5 protein-coding genes are annotated in these 18427 nt (G+C 59.7%); 4 read left to right on the top strand and 1 reads right to left on the bottom strand.

Going from position 1 to position 18427, the window contains the following annotated elements; translation table 11 throughout:
• Positions 1-20: 20 nt before the first annotated feature.
• Positions 21-13670 (top strand): DUF5801 repeats-in-toxin domain-containing protein, encoded by a 13650-nt coding sequence (locus tag CCK88_RS01815; RefSeq protein WP_140048853.1) that lies wholly within the window; start codon positions 21-23, stop codon positions 13668-13670.
• Between the two features lie 46 nt (positions 13671-13716).
• Here the strand turns inward: CCK88_RS01815 and CCK88_RS01820 are convergent, their stop codons facing one another.
• The gene (locus CCK88_RS01820; RefSeq protein WP_086468837.1) at positions 13717-14556 is read right to left on the bottom strand and encodes a transglutaminase-like cysteine peptidase; all 840 of its coding nucleotides are present in this window, start codon (positions 14554-14556) and stop codon (positions 13717-13719) included.
• 214 nt (positions 14557-14770) lie between these two features.
• On the opposite strand from CCK88_RS01820, the gene CCK88_RS01825 reads away from it, so the two are divergent.
• From CCK88_RS01825 to CCK88_RS01835, 3 genes are all read left to right on the top strand, one after another.
• Entirely contained in the window at positions 14771-15337 is a 567-nt protein-coding gene (locus CCK88_RS01825; RefSeq protein ID WP_170926315.1) for a GGDEF domain-containing protein, read from the top strand.
• Positions 15338-15561: 224 nt separating this feature from the next.
• Entirely contained in the window at positions 15562-16584 is a 1023-nt protein-coding gene (locus tag CCK88_RS01830; protein WP_170926316.1) for a LacI family DNA-binding transcriptional regulator, read from the top strand.
• Between the two features lie 105 nt (positions 16585-16689).
• Entirely contained in the window at positions 16690-18369 is a 1680-nt protein-coding gene (locus CCK88_RS01835; RefSeq protein WP_170926317.1) for an ABC transporter substrate-binding protein, read from the top strand.
• The last annotated feature ends 58 nt before the right edge of the window (positions 18370-18427 follow it).

The raw sequence follows: 18427 nt of genomic DNA on the forward strand, positions 1-18427 counted from the left end.
TGGATGTTGGGGGTATTGTCATGGTCGAGAACATTCGGAACTCGGAACTGAACCTGGTCGACGGTCGTGAAGGCCTGGGCGAGGTCACCCTGGTGGCGCAGGCAGAGACCCCCGCGACCGACGCCCCCGCACCCGCACCGGCCGAACAAGGCGCTGAAACCCGTGTCGTGGTGGAAATTCAGGATCAGGTGATCCTGCGCCTGCCGGCCGATGCCAGCGTCGACCAGCCCCGCGTGAACGGCACCGACCTGGAATTCGTCCAGGCGGACGGTTCGGTCATTGTCGTACCAAACGGCGCGATCACCGGCCTCACCATCTTCATCGGCGACGTGGAAATCCCGCCGCAGACCGTCGCAGCGCTTTTTGAAGCCAATGGCATCCAGGCAGCGGCAGGTCCTGCCGGGGCAGGGGCCCAGAGCTCCGGCGGCAATTTCGAGGTGCCGGTCGGCGGCATCGGCGATGCCTTTGCCATCGGCAGCCTGCTCGATCCAACCGAGCTGTCCTTCTCGGCGCCGCAGCAGCGCGACTTGCTGCCCGGCAACCTGCCGCCGCGCTTCGCCTTCGGCAGCTATGCCTTCAATATTTCGGAAGAAGGTCTGGCATTCGGCCTGGCGGACGACAATCCGCTCGGCCTCGATACGACAGACAGCACCTTCTATGTGATCGATCTCGGTGCATCCGACCCAGATCGCAATCCGCTGAGCTTCACCCTGAGCGCTCCCACCGAGGGGCTTACCTCGAACGGTGTCGCCATCGAATGGCAGGGTGTCGGCTCCAACCACATGTACGGCACCGTCAACGGCGCCACGGTTATCGACATCACGATCAGCGGTGGCTCGGGCTTCCTGATCGTGAACCTGCTCCAGCCGCTCGATCATAGCGGCATCAACATCGAAGACGTCCTGCAGCTCGGTTTCGTCGTGACCGCCAACGACGGGCGCGGCGGCACCGCCACGGCGACCATCACTATCGGCATCGAGGACGACAGCCCGAGATTGGATCAGCAGGAAAGCGTCGGCGTCGACGAAGACGGCCTGCCCAACGGTGTGGGCAACTGGTGGTCTGACGGGGACAACCCCGGCAAGGCAACCAGCGCCACTGGCTCGCTTGGCATTCTGTGGGGTGCAGACAATGGCGATATCGACGATACCTTCAACGAGGACGGCAGCTTCGCTCAGGACGGCGGTGGCCGTTCCGTTTACTTCTCGGCCGCTGACATCCAGGCCTTCCTGGACAGCTATGGCAATCTGACTTCGGGCGGCAATCCGCTGGTCTTCACGATCACCAGCACCACGATCACGGCAAGCCTCGCCTTTGGTGACGGCGAGGGTGAAGGTCAGTCCTCCCAGCCGATCTTCAAGATTTCGCTCTCGGACGATGGCGAAGGCGCCTACATGTTCCAGCTGTTCGGGCCGCTCGATCATGCGCCCAGGGGCGGTCAACCCGGTGAAGGGAATGAAGGCGGCGAAGGCGGTGGCGAGGAAGTCATCCTGCTGCGCATCGAAGGTGAGGGCGAAGGCGACGGCGAAAGCTACGAGGACGACATTGTCCTCAACGTCGGTTTTACAGCCAAGGACGCCGACGGCGACACCATCGGCGGTACCTTTACGGTCACGATCGACGACGATCTGCCGGTCATTCGCTACAACGGCAATCACGACTATGTCCGCATCGTCGACGAAGACGATATCGCCACCAAGCTGTCGCTCGGCACCAGCCCCAATGACGGCAATGCCGACGGCTCCTACACCGAAAATCCGTACAACAATGAAACCGGTCCTGCGATCATCTATGGCAGCCTGAGCGGTGTCGTGAACTTCGGAGCCGACGGCTTCGGCAAGTACGCCATCAATTCCGGCGCAGCCGACAAATTCGAGGCCTATGGTCTGTCTTCGCAGGGTGCGGCGCTATCCTACCAGTCTGGTTCAGACGGCGCTTGGGCAACCTTCACGGCGACTGCCGGCGGTCGGACCGTGTTCGAGTTCCGCATCAACCCGGCCGACGGCAAGTATGAATTCCGTCTGTTCGACCAGCTCGACCATGACCGCCCCGGCGACGACTGGTACGACGCGCCCACGAGCGCCGACCAGAACTTCGACCTCCAGGATGGCTCGCCCTTCTGGGACGTGCTCGGTCTCGACTTCGGCTCGATCGTCCGCGCCTATGATGGCGACGGCGACTATGTCGATCTCGTCGGCCAGTTGACGATCAAGGTCCGCGACGACGTTCCGGAACTGATCAAGGGCCGCCACGAGACCCAGATCGTCGACGAGCAGGAAATCCGCACGGACTGGTCCACCGGCACGCGTCCGGATGGCTATCCGGACAATGCCAATGACGGCAATAACTCCTACACAACCGTCGATGGCGGTGCTGCTCGGGTCACCGGCAGCCTCGCACATCTCGTCAGGTCGGGTGCCGACGAAGCGCTCAAGTTCAGCTTTGTCGATGAGGCGCAGGTTCGTTCGACCCTTGAGAGCCTCGGCTTGAAGTCAGCGGGCGGCGTGCTGAGCTTCGACGTTCAGGACGGCAATGTCCTCTGGGGCTTCGTGAACAAGGATGGCCCTGGATCTGTTTACAACGAGGGGCAGGACCGTCCTGTCTTCAAGCTGACCATCCAGCCGGATGGCAAGTATACGTTCGACCTTATCGATCAGCTCGACCACGACTGGGCAGATGGTGAGAACTTCGATCTTCAGGACAAGATCGCAGGTGAGTTGTCATCGATCGACTTCGGCTCGGTTATCAAGGCCACCGATCATGACGGCGACAGCGTCGTGCTCAAGGATGCCTTCAGCATCCGCATCAAGGACGATGTTCCGGAAGTGAAGGCCGGCCTCGGCCAGGCTTCGCTGTCCGTCGACGAAACCCGCGGCACACAGTCCGACGCGGACGACACCACCAGTGACGCCGTGAAGGGACTCTTCGCCGGCGTATCCAACAAGGGCACCGACACCGACATGAACCTCGGGCCGCAATTCGCGACTCAAGGCGGCGTGGTCACTGCCAATGTGACGCCGGGTGCTGACGATGTTGTCAGCGTCTCCTGGTCGCTCGCAATCAACGGCGACAACGGCAAGGTGTTCTCAGGCCTTCGTACGACCAACGGCGACAAGATCTTCCTCAGCCTGGAAGACGGGCTGGTGATCGGTCGCGTCGATCAGAACAACACAGGCCTGGGCCATCCGAGCGAGCCGGCCGCATTCGCCATCCACATCGGTGCCAACGGTACGCTGTCGATGGTTCAATACATGTCCATCCAGCATGCGACAGGCGACCATGACGAATCCGCCGCGCTGATCGGCAATGCCATCAAGGCCGTTGTCACGGTCACGGATTTCGACGGCGACAAGGACGTGGATTCTGTCAGCATCGGCAACGCTATCTCGTTCCAGGACGACGGCCCGAAGGTCGTGCGTTTCGAAGCCAAGGATGGCGTCCGACTTGTGCTGGACGAGTCTGTCGGAACGACCGGTTCAACCCAGGACGAAGGCGGCCGGCAGAACAATGACGAGACCCTTTTCGGCGCTGCAGACAAAGCAATCGGCTACGCTCGCGTGGCAGGTGCTGACCTGTTCCACGAGACGATCGATGCTGGCGCCGATGGCCTGAAGTCGAAGGTCTACACGCTGATGCTCAGCGGCGCGGCCCAGAACGGTAAGGTCTACTCCGACTTGACCGATACCGCCTCCGGCCAGAAGATCATTCTCAAGCAGGTCGGTGCGACCATCGAGGGCGTGACCGAATTTGGAGGTGTCAGGGTATTCACCGTGTCCGTCGGCGCGGATGGTACGGTTTCTGTCAATCAGTTCCGTGCGATCAAGCATAACGACAACCAAGATCACGACGAAAACGGTTCGGACGCCGAAAAGATTGCCTCCGGCAAACTCTCTCTGAACCTTACGGTAACTGATGGCGACGGCGACAAGCATGGTGGTTCGTTCGATCTTGGACAGATCATCCGCTTCGAAGATGACGGCCCGTCGGTCGGCAATAACGCGCTGATTTCGCTCGAAGACGACGATCTCTGGGGTGGTATCGAAGGTGGTACGGGCGACGACATCGCGCCTTTGAACACCACCGGTTTCCTGGCTCATGAGTATGGTTCGGATGGCGCCGGCTCGGTCCTGCTCGTCAAGCCCGATGCACTCCCGGACGGTTTCGGCTACAATCTCTACAATGGCGACAAGACACTGATCATCACCCAGGGCGGTGAGCCGGTGATCAAGATCGAAATCACCAACACGGTCACCGGCGCCTATAAGGTGACCCAGCTTGCGGCCATCGATCACCCCTACGGTCAGGACGAGAACAACGTCGAATTCTCGCTGAAGTATAAGGTGACTGACGGGGACGGCGACACGGCTATCGGCACGTTCAAGATCAATGTGGACGACGATAGCCCGGTCGCTGACATCGATCTCAATTATGGCGGCAAGCTCGTTCTCGACGAGTCGCTCGGCGGCTCCGGCAACGAGAATGACGAACGGGATGCAACCTGGTCCGATCGTACGCGCGATCCCTATGCCAGCCAGCAGCTCATCGGTTTTGCCAAGGGCGGCGAAGGAAGCCTCTTCACGCTCAATAACGAAATGGGCGCTGACCGCCCGGGCAGCGTGACGTTTGCGCTCAAGTTGAGCGCCGGCGCCACTGGCCTGATCGACGCGCAGACCAATAGCGCAGTCCTGCTCAAGATGGTCGGAACGAGCGTCGTCGGCTATTTCGTCAGCGGTGGAAACGACATTCCAGTCTTCTCCATCTCGGTGGATGCCAACGATGGCGATGTGCGCGTCTTCCAGTACCGTGCGCTCGAACACAATGACAGCACGGACCACGACGAGGCCAACTCGCCCGAAGTGCTGGCCTACAACCTCGTCAAGCTCGAGGTCACGGTTACCGATCACGACGGTGACAGCGACAGCGACAGCATCGACCTGGGTGGCCGCATCAAATTCGAGGACGACGGTCCGTCCGTCGGCATCGTCGCCAAGTCCAGCGCCGCCATTGTGCTCGACGAATCCGTCGGCACGACCGGCTCGGTCCAGGACGAAGGCGGGCGCCAGAACAATGACGAGACCCTTGAAGGGGCAGCGCAGGGCGCCATCGGCTTCGGCAAGATCGCTGCCGCTGACCTGTTCACGGTGGCTGTCGATGCCGGGACCGATGGTCTGGCATCGCAGGTCTACACTCTGGTTATCGACAATGAGCGGTCCGGCCTTTTCGACACCGCAACCAAGAGCCAGATCAAGCTGAGCTGCGAAGACGGTGTGGTCGTCGGCAAAAGCGAAATCGGTGGGCACACTGTGTTCACCATCGCGGTGGCGGCCGACGGTTCGGTCACCGTCAACCAGTTCCGCGCCATCGTGCACGACGACAAGACCGATCATGACGAGCATAACGACGCCAACGACGGCAATCTTGCCACCGGCATCGAAAACCTTGCCGGCAAGATTTCGCTCAAAGTCACCGTCACCGACGGCGATGGCGACAAAGCCTCGGATTCCATCAACCTGGGCAAGCTGATCTCGTTCGAAGACGACGGCCCGTCGATCTCGGTGGCACCGGTGAGCGGCCTGAGCAACGGCCTGTTCTTCGACGGCTTCACCGCAAACAACAACCAGTGGGGACAAGGCAGCGGCTACACGTCTGGCACCGCTGGCAACTGGACGATTACTTCTTCATCGAACGGCGGCACCTATTCGACCGAGCTGCAGCGCGTCGGTGACGGCTACCGCGGTGCGAACAGCCCGACCAACAGCGTCATGGTCGACATGGAAGCCTCGCCGGGCAATGTGGCGATCAGCCAGCAGATCAACGGCCTCGTGGCCAACGAAGTCTACCGCTTGAGCTTCGAAATCGGCGAAGCGTCTGACGCGGTCGCCGGCAGCGCCAAGCTCGAAGTGTTCTGGAACGGCGTTTCGGTCGGCACTTGGGATCCAAACGGCGGCGATATGCAGACGATCGTGCTGAACCTGGTTGCCCAGGCCGGCCCGAACACGCTGACCTTCCAGGAAATCGGTACCTCCGGCGACAATACCGGCACGTTCCTGGCCAACGTCCAGATTAACGACCTGATCATAATCGATGAGTCCGCCAGCATTCAGGCAGACTCCGATGAGGTGGCGGCCGCGGCCGTGCAGAACCTGTTCTCGGGCCTTGTCGTCGGCATCGATCTCAACATGCAGGCCCAGTATGCCCAGGGCACGGGCGCCGTTGTCGCCTCGAGCGTGGACTACGGCGCTGACGGCAAGGGTGCTGAACTGGCCTATGCCTTCAGCATCGTCGCTGGCGCCACCACGTTGAAGACCACCGAGGGGCAGGTCATTTCTCTGACCCTCGATGGTGAGGGCCGCGTCGTCGGTATTTACGATGACGCCGGCACCAGCAAGGTAGCTTTCGCGCTGCATATCGGTAGCGGCACTGGTGTTGTCACCGTGGCCCAGTTCGTTTCGCTCGAACACCCGGTCGGTGGCAGCAGTCACGACGAGGGTCTGTACCTGCCGCCGGGTTCGGTGCGCGTGAGCGTCACCGCGACCGACGGCGACGGCGACAAGGCAACCGCGTCCAGCGATATCACCCAGCTGATCCGCTTCGAGGACGACGGCCCGAGCATCACCGGCATCACTGCCGACAAGTTTGGCGCAGAACTGATCCAGAATGGCAGCTTCGAAAACCCGGCCAATGTGCCTGGCGGCTGGCAGTTGTTCACCTCGATCGAAGGCTGGAACAGCAATGGCGGCGTGCCATTCGAAATCCAGAGCAATGGCGCTGGTGGCCTTTCGGGCGCCAACGGCACGGCAAACCTCGTTGAACTGGACTCCGACCAGGACAGCGGCAAAACGGCGACCAACTCCACGATCGCCCAGACCATCACCACCGTTGCGGGACAGACCTATTCCCTGACGTTCCACTACGCAGCGCGTCCTGGCCACGCCGCCGATAACGGCATGACGGTGACCGTTAATGGCCAGAGCGTTTTCGTCCTCGATCCCGATGCCGACAAGGGCAACGGCTGGCAGGCCGTGACGGTGACCTTCACCGCAACCAGTGCATCGACGACGATTGCCTTCACCGGCACGGGCACTGCGGACGAATATGGCATTCTGCTCGACGAAGTGAGCGTCAAGCAGGTCCTCAACGGCCTCGACGACGACAGCCAGCTGCACGGCATTGCCGGTGGGCCGGGCGACGATGCCAACGGCAATATCGCGACCGGCAAGATCAACTTCGACGCCGGCGCCGATGGCCTCAAGTCCATCGTGGCCACGGGCGTGGCAGGGTTGAAGGCCATCCTAGTCGGCGAGAACGGCATCGGCACGCAGTATGACGTGGCGCAGACCTGGGAGCCGAACGGCAAGGGCGGCATGCTGGTCGGTACCATCGACACCAATGGCGCCGCAGAAGGCGGCGTCATCCAGGTCTATACCCTCGCCATCGATGCCAGCGGCAATTACACGCTGACCATCCTGCGCCCCTTGGTGCATCCGATCACCGATAACCCCGCGACTGCGGATATCGAGACCGCTTTCGAGGACAACCTCGATCTCAACTTCGGCTTCACCATCACCGATGGCGATGGCGATACCATCTCGGGCGAACTCAAGTTCAACGTTGACGACGACACGCCGGTATTCGGGGGCGATGGCATTGCCAATGCCCAGGTCAACGCCCTTAACTCGGCGGTATCGGGCGCGCTGAATATCGCATTCGGCGCCGACGGCCAGCACGCCACGAACGGCCTCCGGATCACCGGCTGGCCGCAGATCGACGGCATCGACGCCACATTGAGCGAAAATGGTCGTATGCTCGTTGGTAAGGTCGGAAACACTGTTGTCTACGAGCTTACCCTCAACAGCAACGGCACATACTCCTTCGTCCAGAAAGCGCCGATCGGTCTGGATACGACAGTCCTGCACGACACCTCGCTGCAGGGCGGCTTCGGCCCGACGGCTACCAAGGACTTCGGTTCGTTCATGCTCGAAGGAATTTCTGGTCCGCTCAATGGGTCGGGCCAGGGCGTCGGCGTTGCAAACAACGGCATCGAGAACGGCGAAAAGCTCGCCGTCGTCTTCGACGACGCGATGACATCCGCCAAGATCGGTGTCGATCACATCGGAAACGGCACGATGCGCATCGATTGGGTGGCCAAGGATGCCAATGGGCAGACCGTCGGCTCTGGATCGACCGCGACGTTCAACGCCGACGGCACGCTCAACATTCAGAATGCTGCTGCTTTCGTTCGGCTTGAGCTGACGGGTGTCTGGGTCTCTGGCCCGAACGCCAACTCCACCCAATTCCGCATCGACAGCATCGGTGGCACCGCCCAGAACGCGATCGATATCGACGCACTGACGTTTGAAGTATCTGCAAAGGATGGCGACGGCGACCGTGTCAGCGACACGTTCACGGTGGCACTGGAAAGCAATACAGCACCAACCATCTCCCTCGGGACCAATGACAATGAGGTGCTCGAATCCGGCCTCTCAGGCGGCTCCACCGCTGGCACGGGTCACACCGCCACCGGCACTTTCACCATCGGTGATCAGGATGGACTGGGCGACGTGGTGAACGTGACGGTCAACGGTCAGACCGCTCAGCTGAATGCACTTGTGGGGAAGGTCTTCACCTCGCAGCTCGGTGAATTCAAGGTCACCTCCTACAACGCGACAACGGGGGTCGCGGAATATATCTACACCCTCACCAAGGTGACGACCGATGTGGACGGCATTGCGGAAACGGACAGCTTCGATCTGACGGTTTCCGATGGCACCCTGTCCTCCGCTCCGGCGACCATCACGATCGAGATCGTGGACGACAAGCCCACGGCAAATAATGATGCAACGTCCATTTCTGAGGATGGCACCTCCGTCTCGGGCAACGTTCTCAACAATGACGTTGGCGGTGCGGATGGCGGTAAGACTGTCATTACTGCAGGCAGTGTCTCGGGGGCGTACGGTACGCTACAGCTCAATGCTGACGGCACCTACACGTACACCTTGAAGACAGATGCGACGACCAAGGCTACCTTGCAAAGCCTGGTTCCCGGACAGACTCTGGTCGAAGAATTCCAGTACACCATGCAGGATGCAGACGGAGATCCATCCTCGGCCCAGCTCACCGTGACCATCAACGGCGAAAACGACGGCGTCAGCATCACCAATCTTACGCCCGGAGCCAATGGCGGCGACGCGATTGTGGATGAGGACGATCTGCTGGCTTCACGCGGTAACGGCGAGAGCGAAGGGTCAGATACGAGCAAGCAGCCGACCACTGTCGACGGCGACTTCACGGTATCTGCTCCAGACGGCATCGCTTCGCTGGCCATCGGCGGACAGGCTGTGATTACCAATGGTGTGTTCACCTCGGCCACCATCACCTCTGCGCTGGGTAACACTCTGAAGGTCACCGGCTATGACGCCTCGACCGGTGTTGTCACTTACAAGTACACGCTCAACGACAATGAAGCGCATCCGACCGGCGCCGGCGAAAACCTGTTGTTCGACGATTTTTCCGTGGTCCTCAAAGACGACAACAACGACACGGTAAGCACCACCCTTTCGGTCAAGATCGTCGACGACGTGCCGCTTGCGAACGCAGACGTCGCTTCTGTCGTTGAAGGCGGTACAGTCAGCGGAAACGTGCTGACCGATGGTACGCCTGATATCTTTGGCGCCGACGGCGCAGCCACCGCAGGCGGGGTGCTCGGCGTCGCGACCGGTTCAGATACCGGCGTCACCGCCAATGGCAACCTTGGCGGCACCGGTATTGTTGGCACTTATGGCCAGCTGACCCTGAACGCCGATGGCAGCTACAGCTACAAGGCCAATCCAAATTCGGTAATGCCCGCAGGGGCGGTGGACCACTTCGTCTACTCAATCATGGACGCCGATGGCGACATTTCGACGACGACGCTAACAATCAATGTGGCGGACTCGGGTCTCGCGGCGGCCAACGAAGACGTGTCGGTAAACGAAGCAGCTCTTCCTACTGGCAGCAATCCTGCTCTGAGCGAGACCATCAGCGGCAACTTGAGCGATAATGTCACCGGTGGTTCTGGTGCCAAGACTTTCGCACTCGATGGCAACGGCGCGGGCTCAAACGGCAACCTGACGCTCAACAGCGATGGGACGTGGCACTATACGCTGACCTCTCCCGTCACCACCACGCCCAACGCGAACGATGGTACTCAGAAGGCCAACAACGTCGAGACGTTCACCTACACGGTAACGGACGCATATGGAAATACGGCCCAGAACACGATCACCATCGACATCATCGATGACGTTCCGGTGGCGAACAAGGACGCAAATACCCTGACCGTCTATGTCGACGACCTCGCCGTGGCCAATGTGATCGCGGAATGGACCGGCCTCTCTGGCGGGACCAGCGTGAAGTATTACGACCGCGATGGCGACGGCAAGAATGACGAGGTGCGTTGGGGTGGCGGCGGACAACAGTCAGGCTACGGATTTGTCGATAACTCGCCTGCCAGCCTCAATGACTTGCTGACCGACAAGCTGTTCTCGCTGGGCAAATTTACTCACTATAACCAGACCATCGACGCTGGTACGTCGATCTCGGGTGCCACGCTCAAGGTGAACTTCACGGTCCTGATAAATGGTGTCCCGCGCATCGTTGGGCCGATTACACTGACTTTTGCCCACAATGAGACCCCGAATGACTCCAGCGATCCATGGGTCAATGCGGACATCGTTTCGATTTCTTCGACGACGTCGACCATTACGATAGATGGTCAGGACTACACGCTCGATGTCCGTGGGTTCACCAATCAGCAGGGAGAAGTGGTCAATTCCGTCAAGACCCTAGAAGGCCAGGCCAACAACTTCGATCTGATGGTGCGTCTGGTATCATCGGCATCGGCGGACCATAAGGTCACCGGCGACGTTCTCGCCAACGATCTGGCGGGCGCGGACGGCGGTCTGGCAGTGATCGGCGTAAAATTTGGCGCAAACAGCGACACCAACCCTGCCAACGGCTTCGCCGTGAACGGGACTTACGGAAAACTCGTCCTCAACGCCGATGGGACCTACACCTACACCTTGACTGCTGACGGCGCGAGCCTGCCGGCAAACGCGTCGGAAACATTCACTTACTCGGTGCGTGATGGCGACGGCGACATCAAGGCTGCAGATCTTGTCATCAAGCTCAATTCGCAGCCGAGCCAGGTCCTTTCCATCGCTGGAGTGGATACGACTGTCGAGGAAGGCGATTACGCCGTCTTCAAGCTGGGTTTCTCGACGGCAATCACCGAAACGATCGCTCTCGACCTGTCGGTTCTGCACGGTACGACGGTTTCCGCAGATATCGGTGGCTATCAGCTGTCGCTCGACAATGGCGCCAACTGGACTTCGGTCTCGGGCAGTGGCATCACCATTCCATCCGGCACCAATGCGAACCATGTTCTGGTACGCGTTGCCACAGTGGACGACGCCCATGTCGAGAATGACGAGTCCTTCGTCCTCAAGGCAGCCGTAACCTCTGGCAACACATGGAACTCGTCGGTATCCGGCTCGGCGACGATCCTGGACAACGACAATTTCGCCCCGGTGGCGGGTGCGGACAACATCATCACCAATGCCGGCATCGGCAACGCCTTCAAGGTTCCTGAATGGGCCCTGCTGCTGAATGATACGGATGCCAATGGCGATCTTCTCGGTATCTCAGGCACGTCCGGCCTCAATGGCCTGACCGCAAGCCTGACGACAAATCCTGGCTCGGTCACGATCAACAGCAACAGCCCAAGCGGCAGCTTCGATTATGAAGTGACGGACGGCAAGCTAGTGTCGAATGGCCACACAAGTGTTACTCAGGATATACTTGGAGCAATCGACGGTACTGACGGTGATGACATCATCATTGCCGGCGCATGGACAGGCAAGCAGACGTCCATTCTGACTTTTGCATCCAGCTATGACGTCGGTGATAAAGTCTCCATCACTGTAGATGGGCGAACGTTCACGCACACGGTTGCGGTCAACAAACAAACTGGCGAGCACGTCTACGACGCGCTCAGAACTGCAAAAGATGGCAATGTCACCTTGGAAAGCGCATTGTCTGCGAAGGGTGTGTCCTGGCCTGCGGATCTGTCGAATAATTCGGCCGTATGGACCAGCGCTGATGGGCACAGCTTCGAAGTTGCGACCAACATCGACAATGTTTCGGCGCTTCCATGGAAGTATGAGATAGATTTCCATGACAATCCGAACAAATTCGATTCTGCAATCGAATCCATAAGTATTTGGATTAACGGAAATAAATACGAGCAGCGCTACACATCCGGATTAAGCAATGATCAACGCTTTGACAGTGCAGCTGAAAATCTTGTGAGCCATTTGGCTGGCAAGGGTTTTGAGGTGTCGTACGAATCTGGCAGCAACAAGTTCACCGTATTTTCTGCGACTCCATTCAGCTCGATTTCCGGAAGTTCCACGTCAAATAACGCGGACTCAGCGACTGTTTATACCACGAATGGCACCTCAGTTGTCGGCCAGCCGAGCCCGGGGCTGATCACGTATACTGGCACGCCGCAAGTGACTACAGTTGGTTTCAATCCCGGTGGGTACGATGTCGGTGACGTCGTCTCAATTACGGTGGATGGCGTGACCTACAACCACACAGTTGCCGCAAACCGGACATCGGCGCTTGAGGTCTTTAATGCCCTCAAGGCAGTAGGTGTAGGCGGGGTGACGCTTGCCAACAGTTTGTCGGGCAAGGGGGTGATGTGGGGAAATCTGGCGGGTAACTCGGTCACGCTCACCAGCTATCCGGGTGTCTCGTTTGCGATCACCACTGCAATTGTCAATGCTGTCACGACCTTGCCATGGAAGTACGAAGTCGACTTCCAGAACTCCCCTAGCAACTTTGGGTACTTTCTTGACACAGATTATTCAGAGCGGATTTTCATCACTATTGGTGACACAACTTACTCTGCAACATACTCGAACCTTTTTGCCGGTCACGATGACAGGTTTGATAATGCTGCCGCTCGCCTAGTTTCCACACTAAACGGTGTATCGGGAATCTCTGCGAGCTACAATTCAAGCTCCAACACCTTCCATATCGAGTCGACGACTGCGCGTACGATAACGGCGACATCGACATCCAGCGACACCGCTGGAGACGTCAAGACAACTCAAGAAGGTGGCGTATTGCCGCCACAACCTGCGCCGAGCGCTACGACGGTGACTGAGGCCAAGCAAGGAGATACCCTCCTGGGCAACGGAGGAAACGATGTCCTCCTTGGCGATGCCGGGAACGACTTCCTCAGCGGCGGTTCGGGTGACGATATCCTGATCGGTGGCCTGGGGTCGGATACGATGCATGGCGGTACCGGTGCCGATACCTTCGTGATCGGGTCGGACTCGGGGACCAATGGCATCAAGGACATCATTGCCGATTACAGCCGGGCTGAAGGGGACGTGGTCGATCTCAGCACGTTGCTCGATGGTGCCATCACCAACGATACCAACATCGGCAACTATGTGCGTATCGTCGACAGCGGCACTGATGCGACGGTCCAGGTCGATCTCAACGGCTCCACCGGTGGCGAGAACTGGGTGGATGTGGCGACGCTCAACAACCACGGCACCGTCGGTACCCAGATCGATATCAAGATCGACACCGACGACTTCACCATCAAGGTGATCTAATCACCTGAAAATGTTGAACAAAAAGGGCGGCGCGAGCCGCCCTTTTTTATAGTCCCGATCCCGGTGCGACATTGGCCAGGTCGCGGGGCATGGCGGCGACGTTGCTGGCGCCACCGGTGAAGCCGTGGATATAGTTCTTGCCGGCGGCAAAGCTCATGATCGGCTGATACTGGGAGTAGGCGCTGTCGGCCTCGAGGCGGTTGCTAACATTATCAAGGACATAGGCGCCCGACGCGGTATGAACGACCAGGACCGCGTGGAACAGGCGACGGCGCGTATCCTGCAGAACGACGATCTGCAGCTGCTCGTCGGCAATGCCAAGGCTGCGCAGAAGCCAGTATTTTGCGATCGCAAAATCTTCGCAATCTCCAGCGCCTTTCAGCGCCATTTCGCTCGGCGTCGCCCAATAGTCACCTTTGCCCCAGACAATGCTATCCTCGCGGTAACGCATGGCGCCATTCACCGTGCGATTGACCAGATCGAGCATAGCGCGATCGGACAATCCAGCTGCGCGCGCGGCGACGCCCTGGACTTTTCGCGCGAAACTGGTGTCGCAGCCGCGAACGCCTGATGTGGAGCAGTCGGTGTCGAAAAGGGCGGTGTGATCTTCGGCGCGGATGGTCTGCCACTTGGCGGCGGCAGGGAGCCGCGCGGCAGAGATGGCAACGGAGTGGAACACGCCAAGCCGGGGAGACGGAGCGTTGCTCAGCGTGGGCAAAGCCGCGGCCTCAGGGCGCGGCGTGGGCAGCGAGACAAACCGTTCGGTTGCCAGAATGCTTCCGCCCGAGCCGGGCTGCACCACCGCGGCAACAGTTGCTGCGAAAGAGGGTGTGACCGCGAGTGCGGAAATAGTAACAAGTGTTGCGAGTGCAGTCTTGAAAGACATTCGTCTCTCCGGTGTTTACCCAGAGAAGATCGCAACATTGAAATAAAACTTCGAAAATCGGCTTGGTTTTATTTGGATTTATTTATTCGATAAAATTTTATGGGTATATTTGCGGTCGGCGACCGCGAGAACATTAAAATTGTACATAATGCCCTTAGGCCGAATTGAGACATGGACGGCATGCTGTCATCCTATCTGCAGAGAGGGCACGTGCATGGCCAAGTCGTGGCTGGACTGGATTACCGGCAAGTCCGAAGAGAACTGGGACCGGCGCAGCGACGAGGCGCGCGATCTGCCGCCGATCCAGGCGGGGGACATCGATCCGACCACGGGCGCCGTCAACTGGGTGCGCTTCGCCGCGATCCTCGAGGGCGAACAGGCCGTTCATCCTGGCGTGCTGCTGGTGGTGGATCTGGATGACCGGTCTGCCGCGATCGAAGCCATCGCCGAAGACCATCGCGCCGATATTCTTCCCTGGCTGGCGCAGTCCATCAAGCAGGCCGTTCGCGCGGATGACCTGGTCACCCACCTTCATGGCTACGCCTTTGCGGTTCTATTGCGCGGGGCACCCCAGGCGATTGCCGCACAACTGGCGTCGCGTATCCGCGAATCGGTGGATGACACGCTGTTCATGACGGCCTCAGGCATTGCACGACTCGGCGTTGCGGTGAGCGGCGTGTCGTATCCGTCGGAAAAGGCGGGCGAGGGCGGCCTGATCGAGGAAGCGCTCGATGGCCTGGCCGAAGCGAAGAATTCAGACAGCCAGATCGTCATCAGCTGACACAGTTCCGCCATCGCGCAGCATTTTTCAAACGGCTCCGCTGTAGTGGCCGGGCCGTTTTTCCCCAATCAGAGCTGCTGCAAAACCGCGGAAACCCGACGTTTTTTCAATTGTGATCGCGGCTTGGCGCAAACGCTGCAAGCACTCTTGACTTGCTCCTGCAATCGATTTCATCATCTATGGGATCGGTCCCACAAGAGGCCGACAGGAGGAGATTGGGCGGGATGGTCACCATCACCGACGTGTCAAAACGCGCGGGCGTATCACGCTCCACCGTTTCGCGGGTGGTGGCCGGCAACGGCTATGTGTCGGAAACCAATCGCAAGGCGATCGAGACCGCCATTGCCGAACTCGGATATCGTCCGAACACTCTTGCGCAGGCGCTGAGGTCCAACCGCTCCAATGTAATCGGCGCCGTGGTGGTGGATATTGGCACACCTTACTTTGCCAACATCGTCTACGGGGTGCAGCGCGCCATCCGCCCGGCGGGCAAGTCGCTGATGGTCTCGTCTGGCTATGCCAACCAGGACCAGGAAGCGCGCGCCATCGTCGAGATGGTTGATCGATCCTGCGACGGCATCGTCCTTTATCTCGAGCGGCCGATGCGGGCTGACGCCGTCGAAATCCTGCGCAAGGCGCGCATCCCCGTCGTGTCGATCGGGCATGACCATTGTCCGCTCTCGAGGGGGATTGTGAGCCTCGACAATTTCGAGGGCGCCCGGGCCGCCATGCGCTATTTGCTGGAGCAGGGGCACCGGGACATCGTCTACCTTTCCGGCGATCCGACGATCGGCGACGCCATCGATCGTCTCGAAGGCGTGAAGGCGGCCCTGGCCGAGGTGGGCAGGACGCTCGATGATATCGAGGTGTTGGCCGGACTCTTCCACGAAAGCTTCGGATATTCCGCCGGCCGGGACCTGCTGGCGCGGCGACGCGACTTTACCGCCGTTTTTGCAGGAGCGGATGTGATCGCAGCCGGTTTTTACCTGGCGCTTGGCGAAGCCGGGCTGCGCGTGCCGCACGACATCTCGGTCATCGGCTTCGATGATGGCTATCACGCCCAATTTATGTCGCCCCCGCTGACGACCATCCGCCAGAAGCCCGATGACCTCGGGGAGAAAGCGGCGGGGCACCTTCTTGATTTGCTGGCGGAGCCCTCTGCAGGGCCGCTGCAATCGCTGGTCCGCACCAACCTGGTGCTGCGCTCCAGCGTGGCTGCACTTCAACCGGTCAAGGAGGTTGCATAGCCATTCGTCATGCCGGCCCGGGAAAGGCTGGTCGTTCTAATCAGGGTGGGATCGATCTCACCCAATGAAATTCTCGAGGAGGAGAATATCGTGGAGGGAACTAGAATGAATAAAGTCAGGCAGATCGCCATGATGACGGCTGGGCTGGCCACGTTGGCCATGAGTATGCCGGCGATGGCACAGGACCGGGTGGTGCTGACGCTGCATCCGATCGACAGCGACGCGCTGGTTGAGAACTTCAATCCCAATAACCCGACCGGCCCGCAGCAGTTCATGCGCGATTTTGCGTATGAGCCGCTCTGGATCGACAACATCTGGAACCCGGATAACGATTATCCGGCTCTCGCCACCGCCTATGAGATTGCCGACGACCTGATGTCGATCACCTATACGCTGCGTGAAGGCGTAAAGTGGAGCGACGGCGAGGATTTCAACGCTGACGACGTCGTATTCACCTTCGAATACGCCAAGGCCCATCCCGACTATCCGATGGCTATCGACGTCTACAGCGAGGACACCGATACCGGTTCGGTCGTCAGCGCCGAAAAGATCGACGACTACACCGTCAAGTTCAACCTCAAGGAACCTGACGCGCTGGCCAAGTTTGCCATCGGCGGCATCTACCCGCTGCCCGAGCACGTCTGGGCCGACATCGAGGACCCCAAGAACTACGCCAACACCAACCCGGTCGCCACTGGTCCATGGACCAATGTCGAGAACTTCTCGCGCTCTTCCTTCGAGCTCTGCCGCAACGAGGACAGTCGCTACAACGACGAAAACGCCATCGATTGCCTGCGCTTCCTGCAGCTCAACGGCAATGAACAGATCATCGCCGCCATGTCTGCCGGCGAGGTGGACTGGCTCGGTACGGGCCTGACCGACCCCGAGATCACCTTCACGCCGCAGAGCGAGTTCAACAACTACTGGCTGCCGCCCGGTGGCGACGTGAACCTGCAGATCAACACCACAAAGGCCCCGTTCAACGATCTCGAGTTCCGCAAGGCGCTCTCCGTCGCCATCGACCGCGACACGATCGTGGAAATTTCGACCTTCGGCCTCACCACGCATACCCGTTTCCCCATCGGCACCGGCGAAGCCTATGCCACATGGATCGACGAGGCAGCGCTCGAGCCCTATGCCTGGCTGATGGAATACGATCCTGATCGCGCCATGGAACTGCTCGATGCAGCCGGTTTTGTCGACGCCGACAATGACGGCTTCCGCGACAATCCCGACGGGACGCCGATCGCCTTCGAAATCAACATCCCCAACGGCTGGACCGACTGGATCAATTCCGGCCAGACCATCTCGGAAAACCTTCAGGATGTGGGCATCAATGCCGTGGTCCGGACCATGGACCAGGGTGCCTGGAACGACAAGGCGCGAACCGGCGACTTCGACAGCTACATCATGTGGACCAATGGCGGCGCGACGCCGTACAACACCTACAATCCGATGTTCAATCCGCGAAACATGGATGCTGGCCGCGTCGACTACCAGGCCATGCACCAGATGCGGCTGCCCGAGGTCGAAGCCGCCCTCGATGCGTTCCGCAGCACGGCCGATCGCGACGAGCAATTGGCAGAGATGACCAAGATCCACATCGCGGTGGCAGAAAACCTGCCCGTCATCGGCCTGTTTGCCAACCCGACCTGGTACGAGTACTCGACCCGCAATTTCGAAGGCTGGGTCACCGAAGAGAACCCCTATGTCCGTCCGGTGGTCTTCGAGGGTACCCGCGAGCGCGTGATCCACGCCCTCTCGCTCAAGCCTGTGGCTCGCTAAGTCCCGCTCTGCCGGCGGCGCCTCGGCGCTGCCGGTTCGTCAAAGTCCCCGTCATTCG

Source organism: Devosia lucknowensis (assembly GCF_900177655.1).
Classification (GTDB): Bacteria; Pseudomonadota; Alphaproteobacteria; order Rhizobiales; family Devosiaceae; genus Devosia; species Devosia lucknowensis.

Coding starts and splice junctions, on each gene's coding strand:
- CCK88_RS01815 (WP_140048853.1), top strand. CDS start 21: ATGGTCGAGAACATTCGGAACTCGGAACTGAACCTGGTCGACGGTCGT.
- CCK88_RS01820 (WP_086468837.1), bottom strand. CDS start 14,556: ATGTCTTTCAAGACTGCACTCGCAACACTTGTTACTATTTCCGCACTC.
- CCK88_RS01825 (WP_170926315.1), top strand. CDS start 14,771: ATGGCCAAGTCGTGGCTGGACTGGATTACCGGCAAGTCCGAAGAGAAC.
- CCK88_RS01830 (WP_170926316.1), top strand. CDS start 15,562: ATGGTCACCATCACCGACGTGTCAAAACGCGCGGGCGTATCACGCTCC.
- CCK88_RS01835 (WP_170926317.1), top strand. CDS start 16,690: ATGAATAAAGTCAGGCAGATCGCCATGATGACGGCTGGGCTGGCCACG.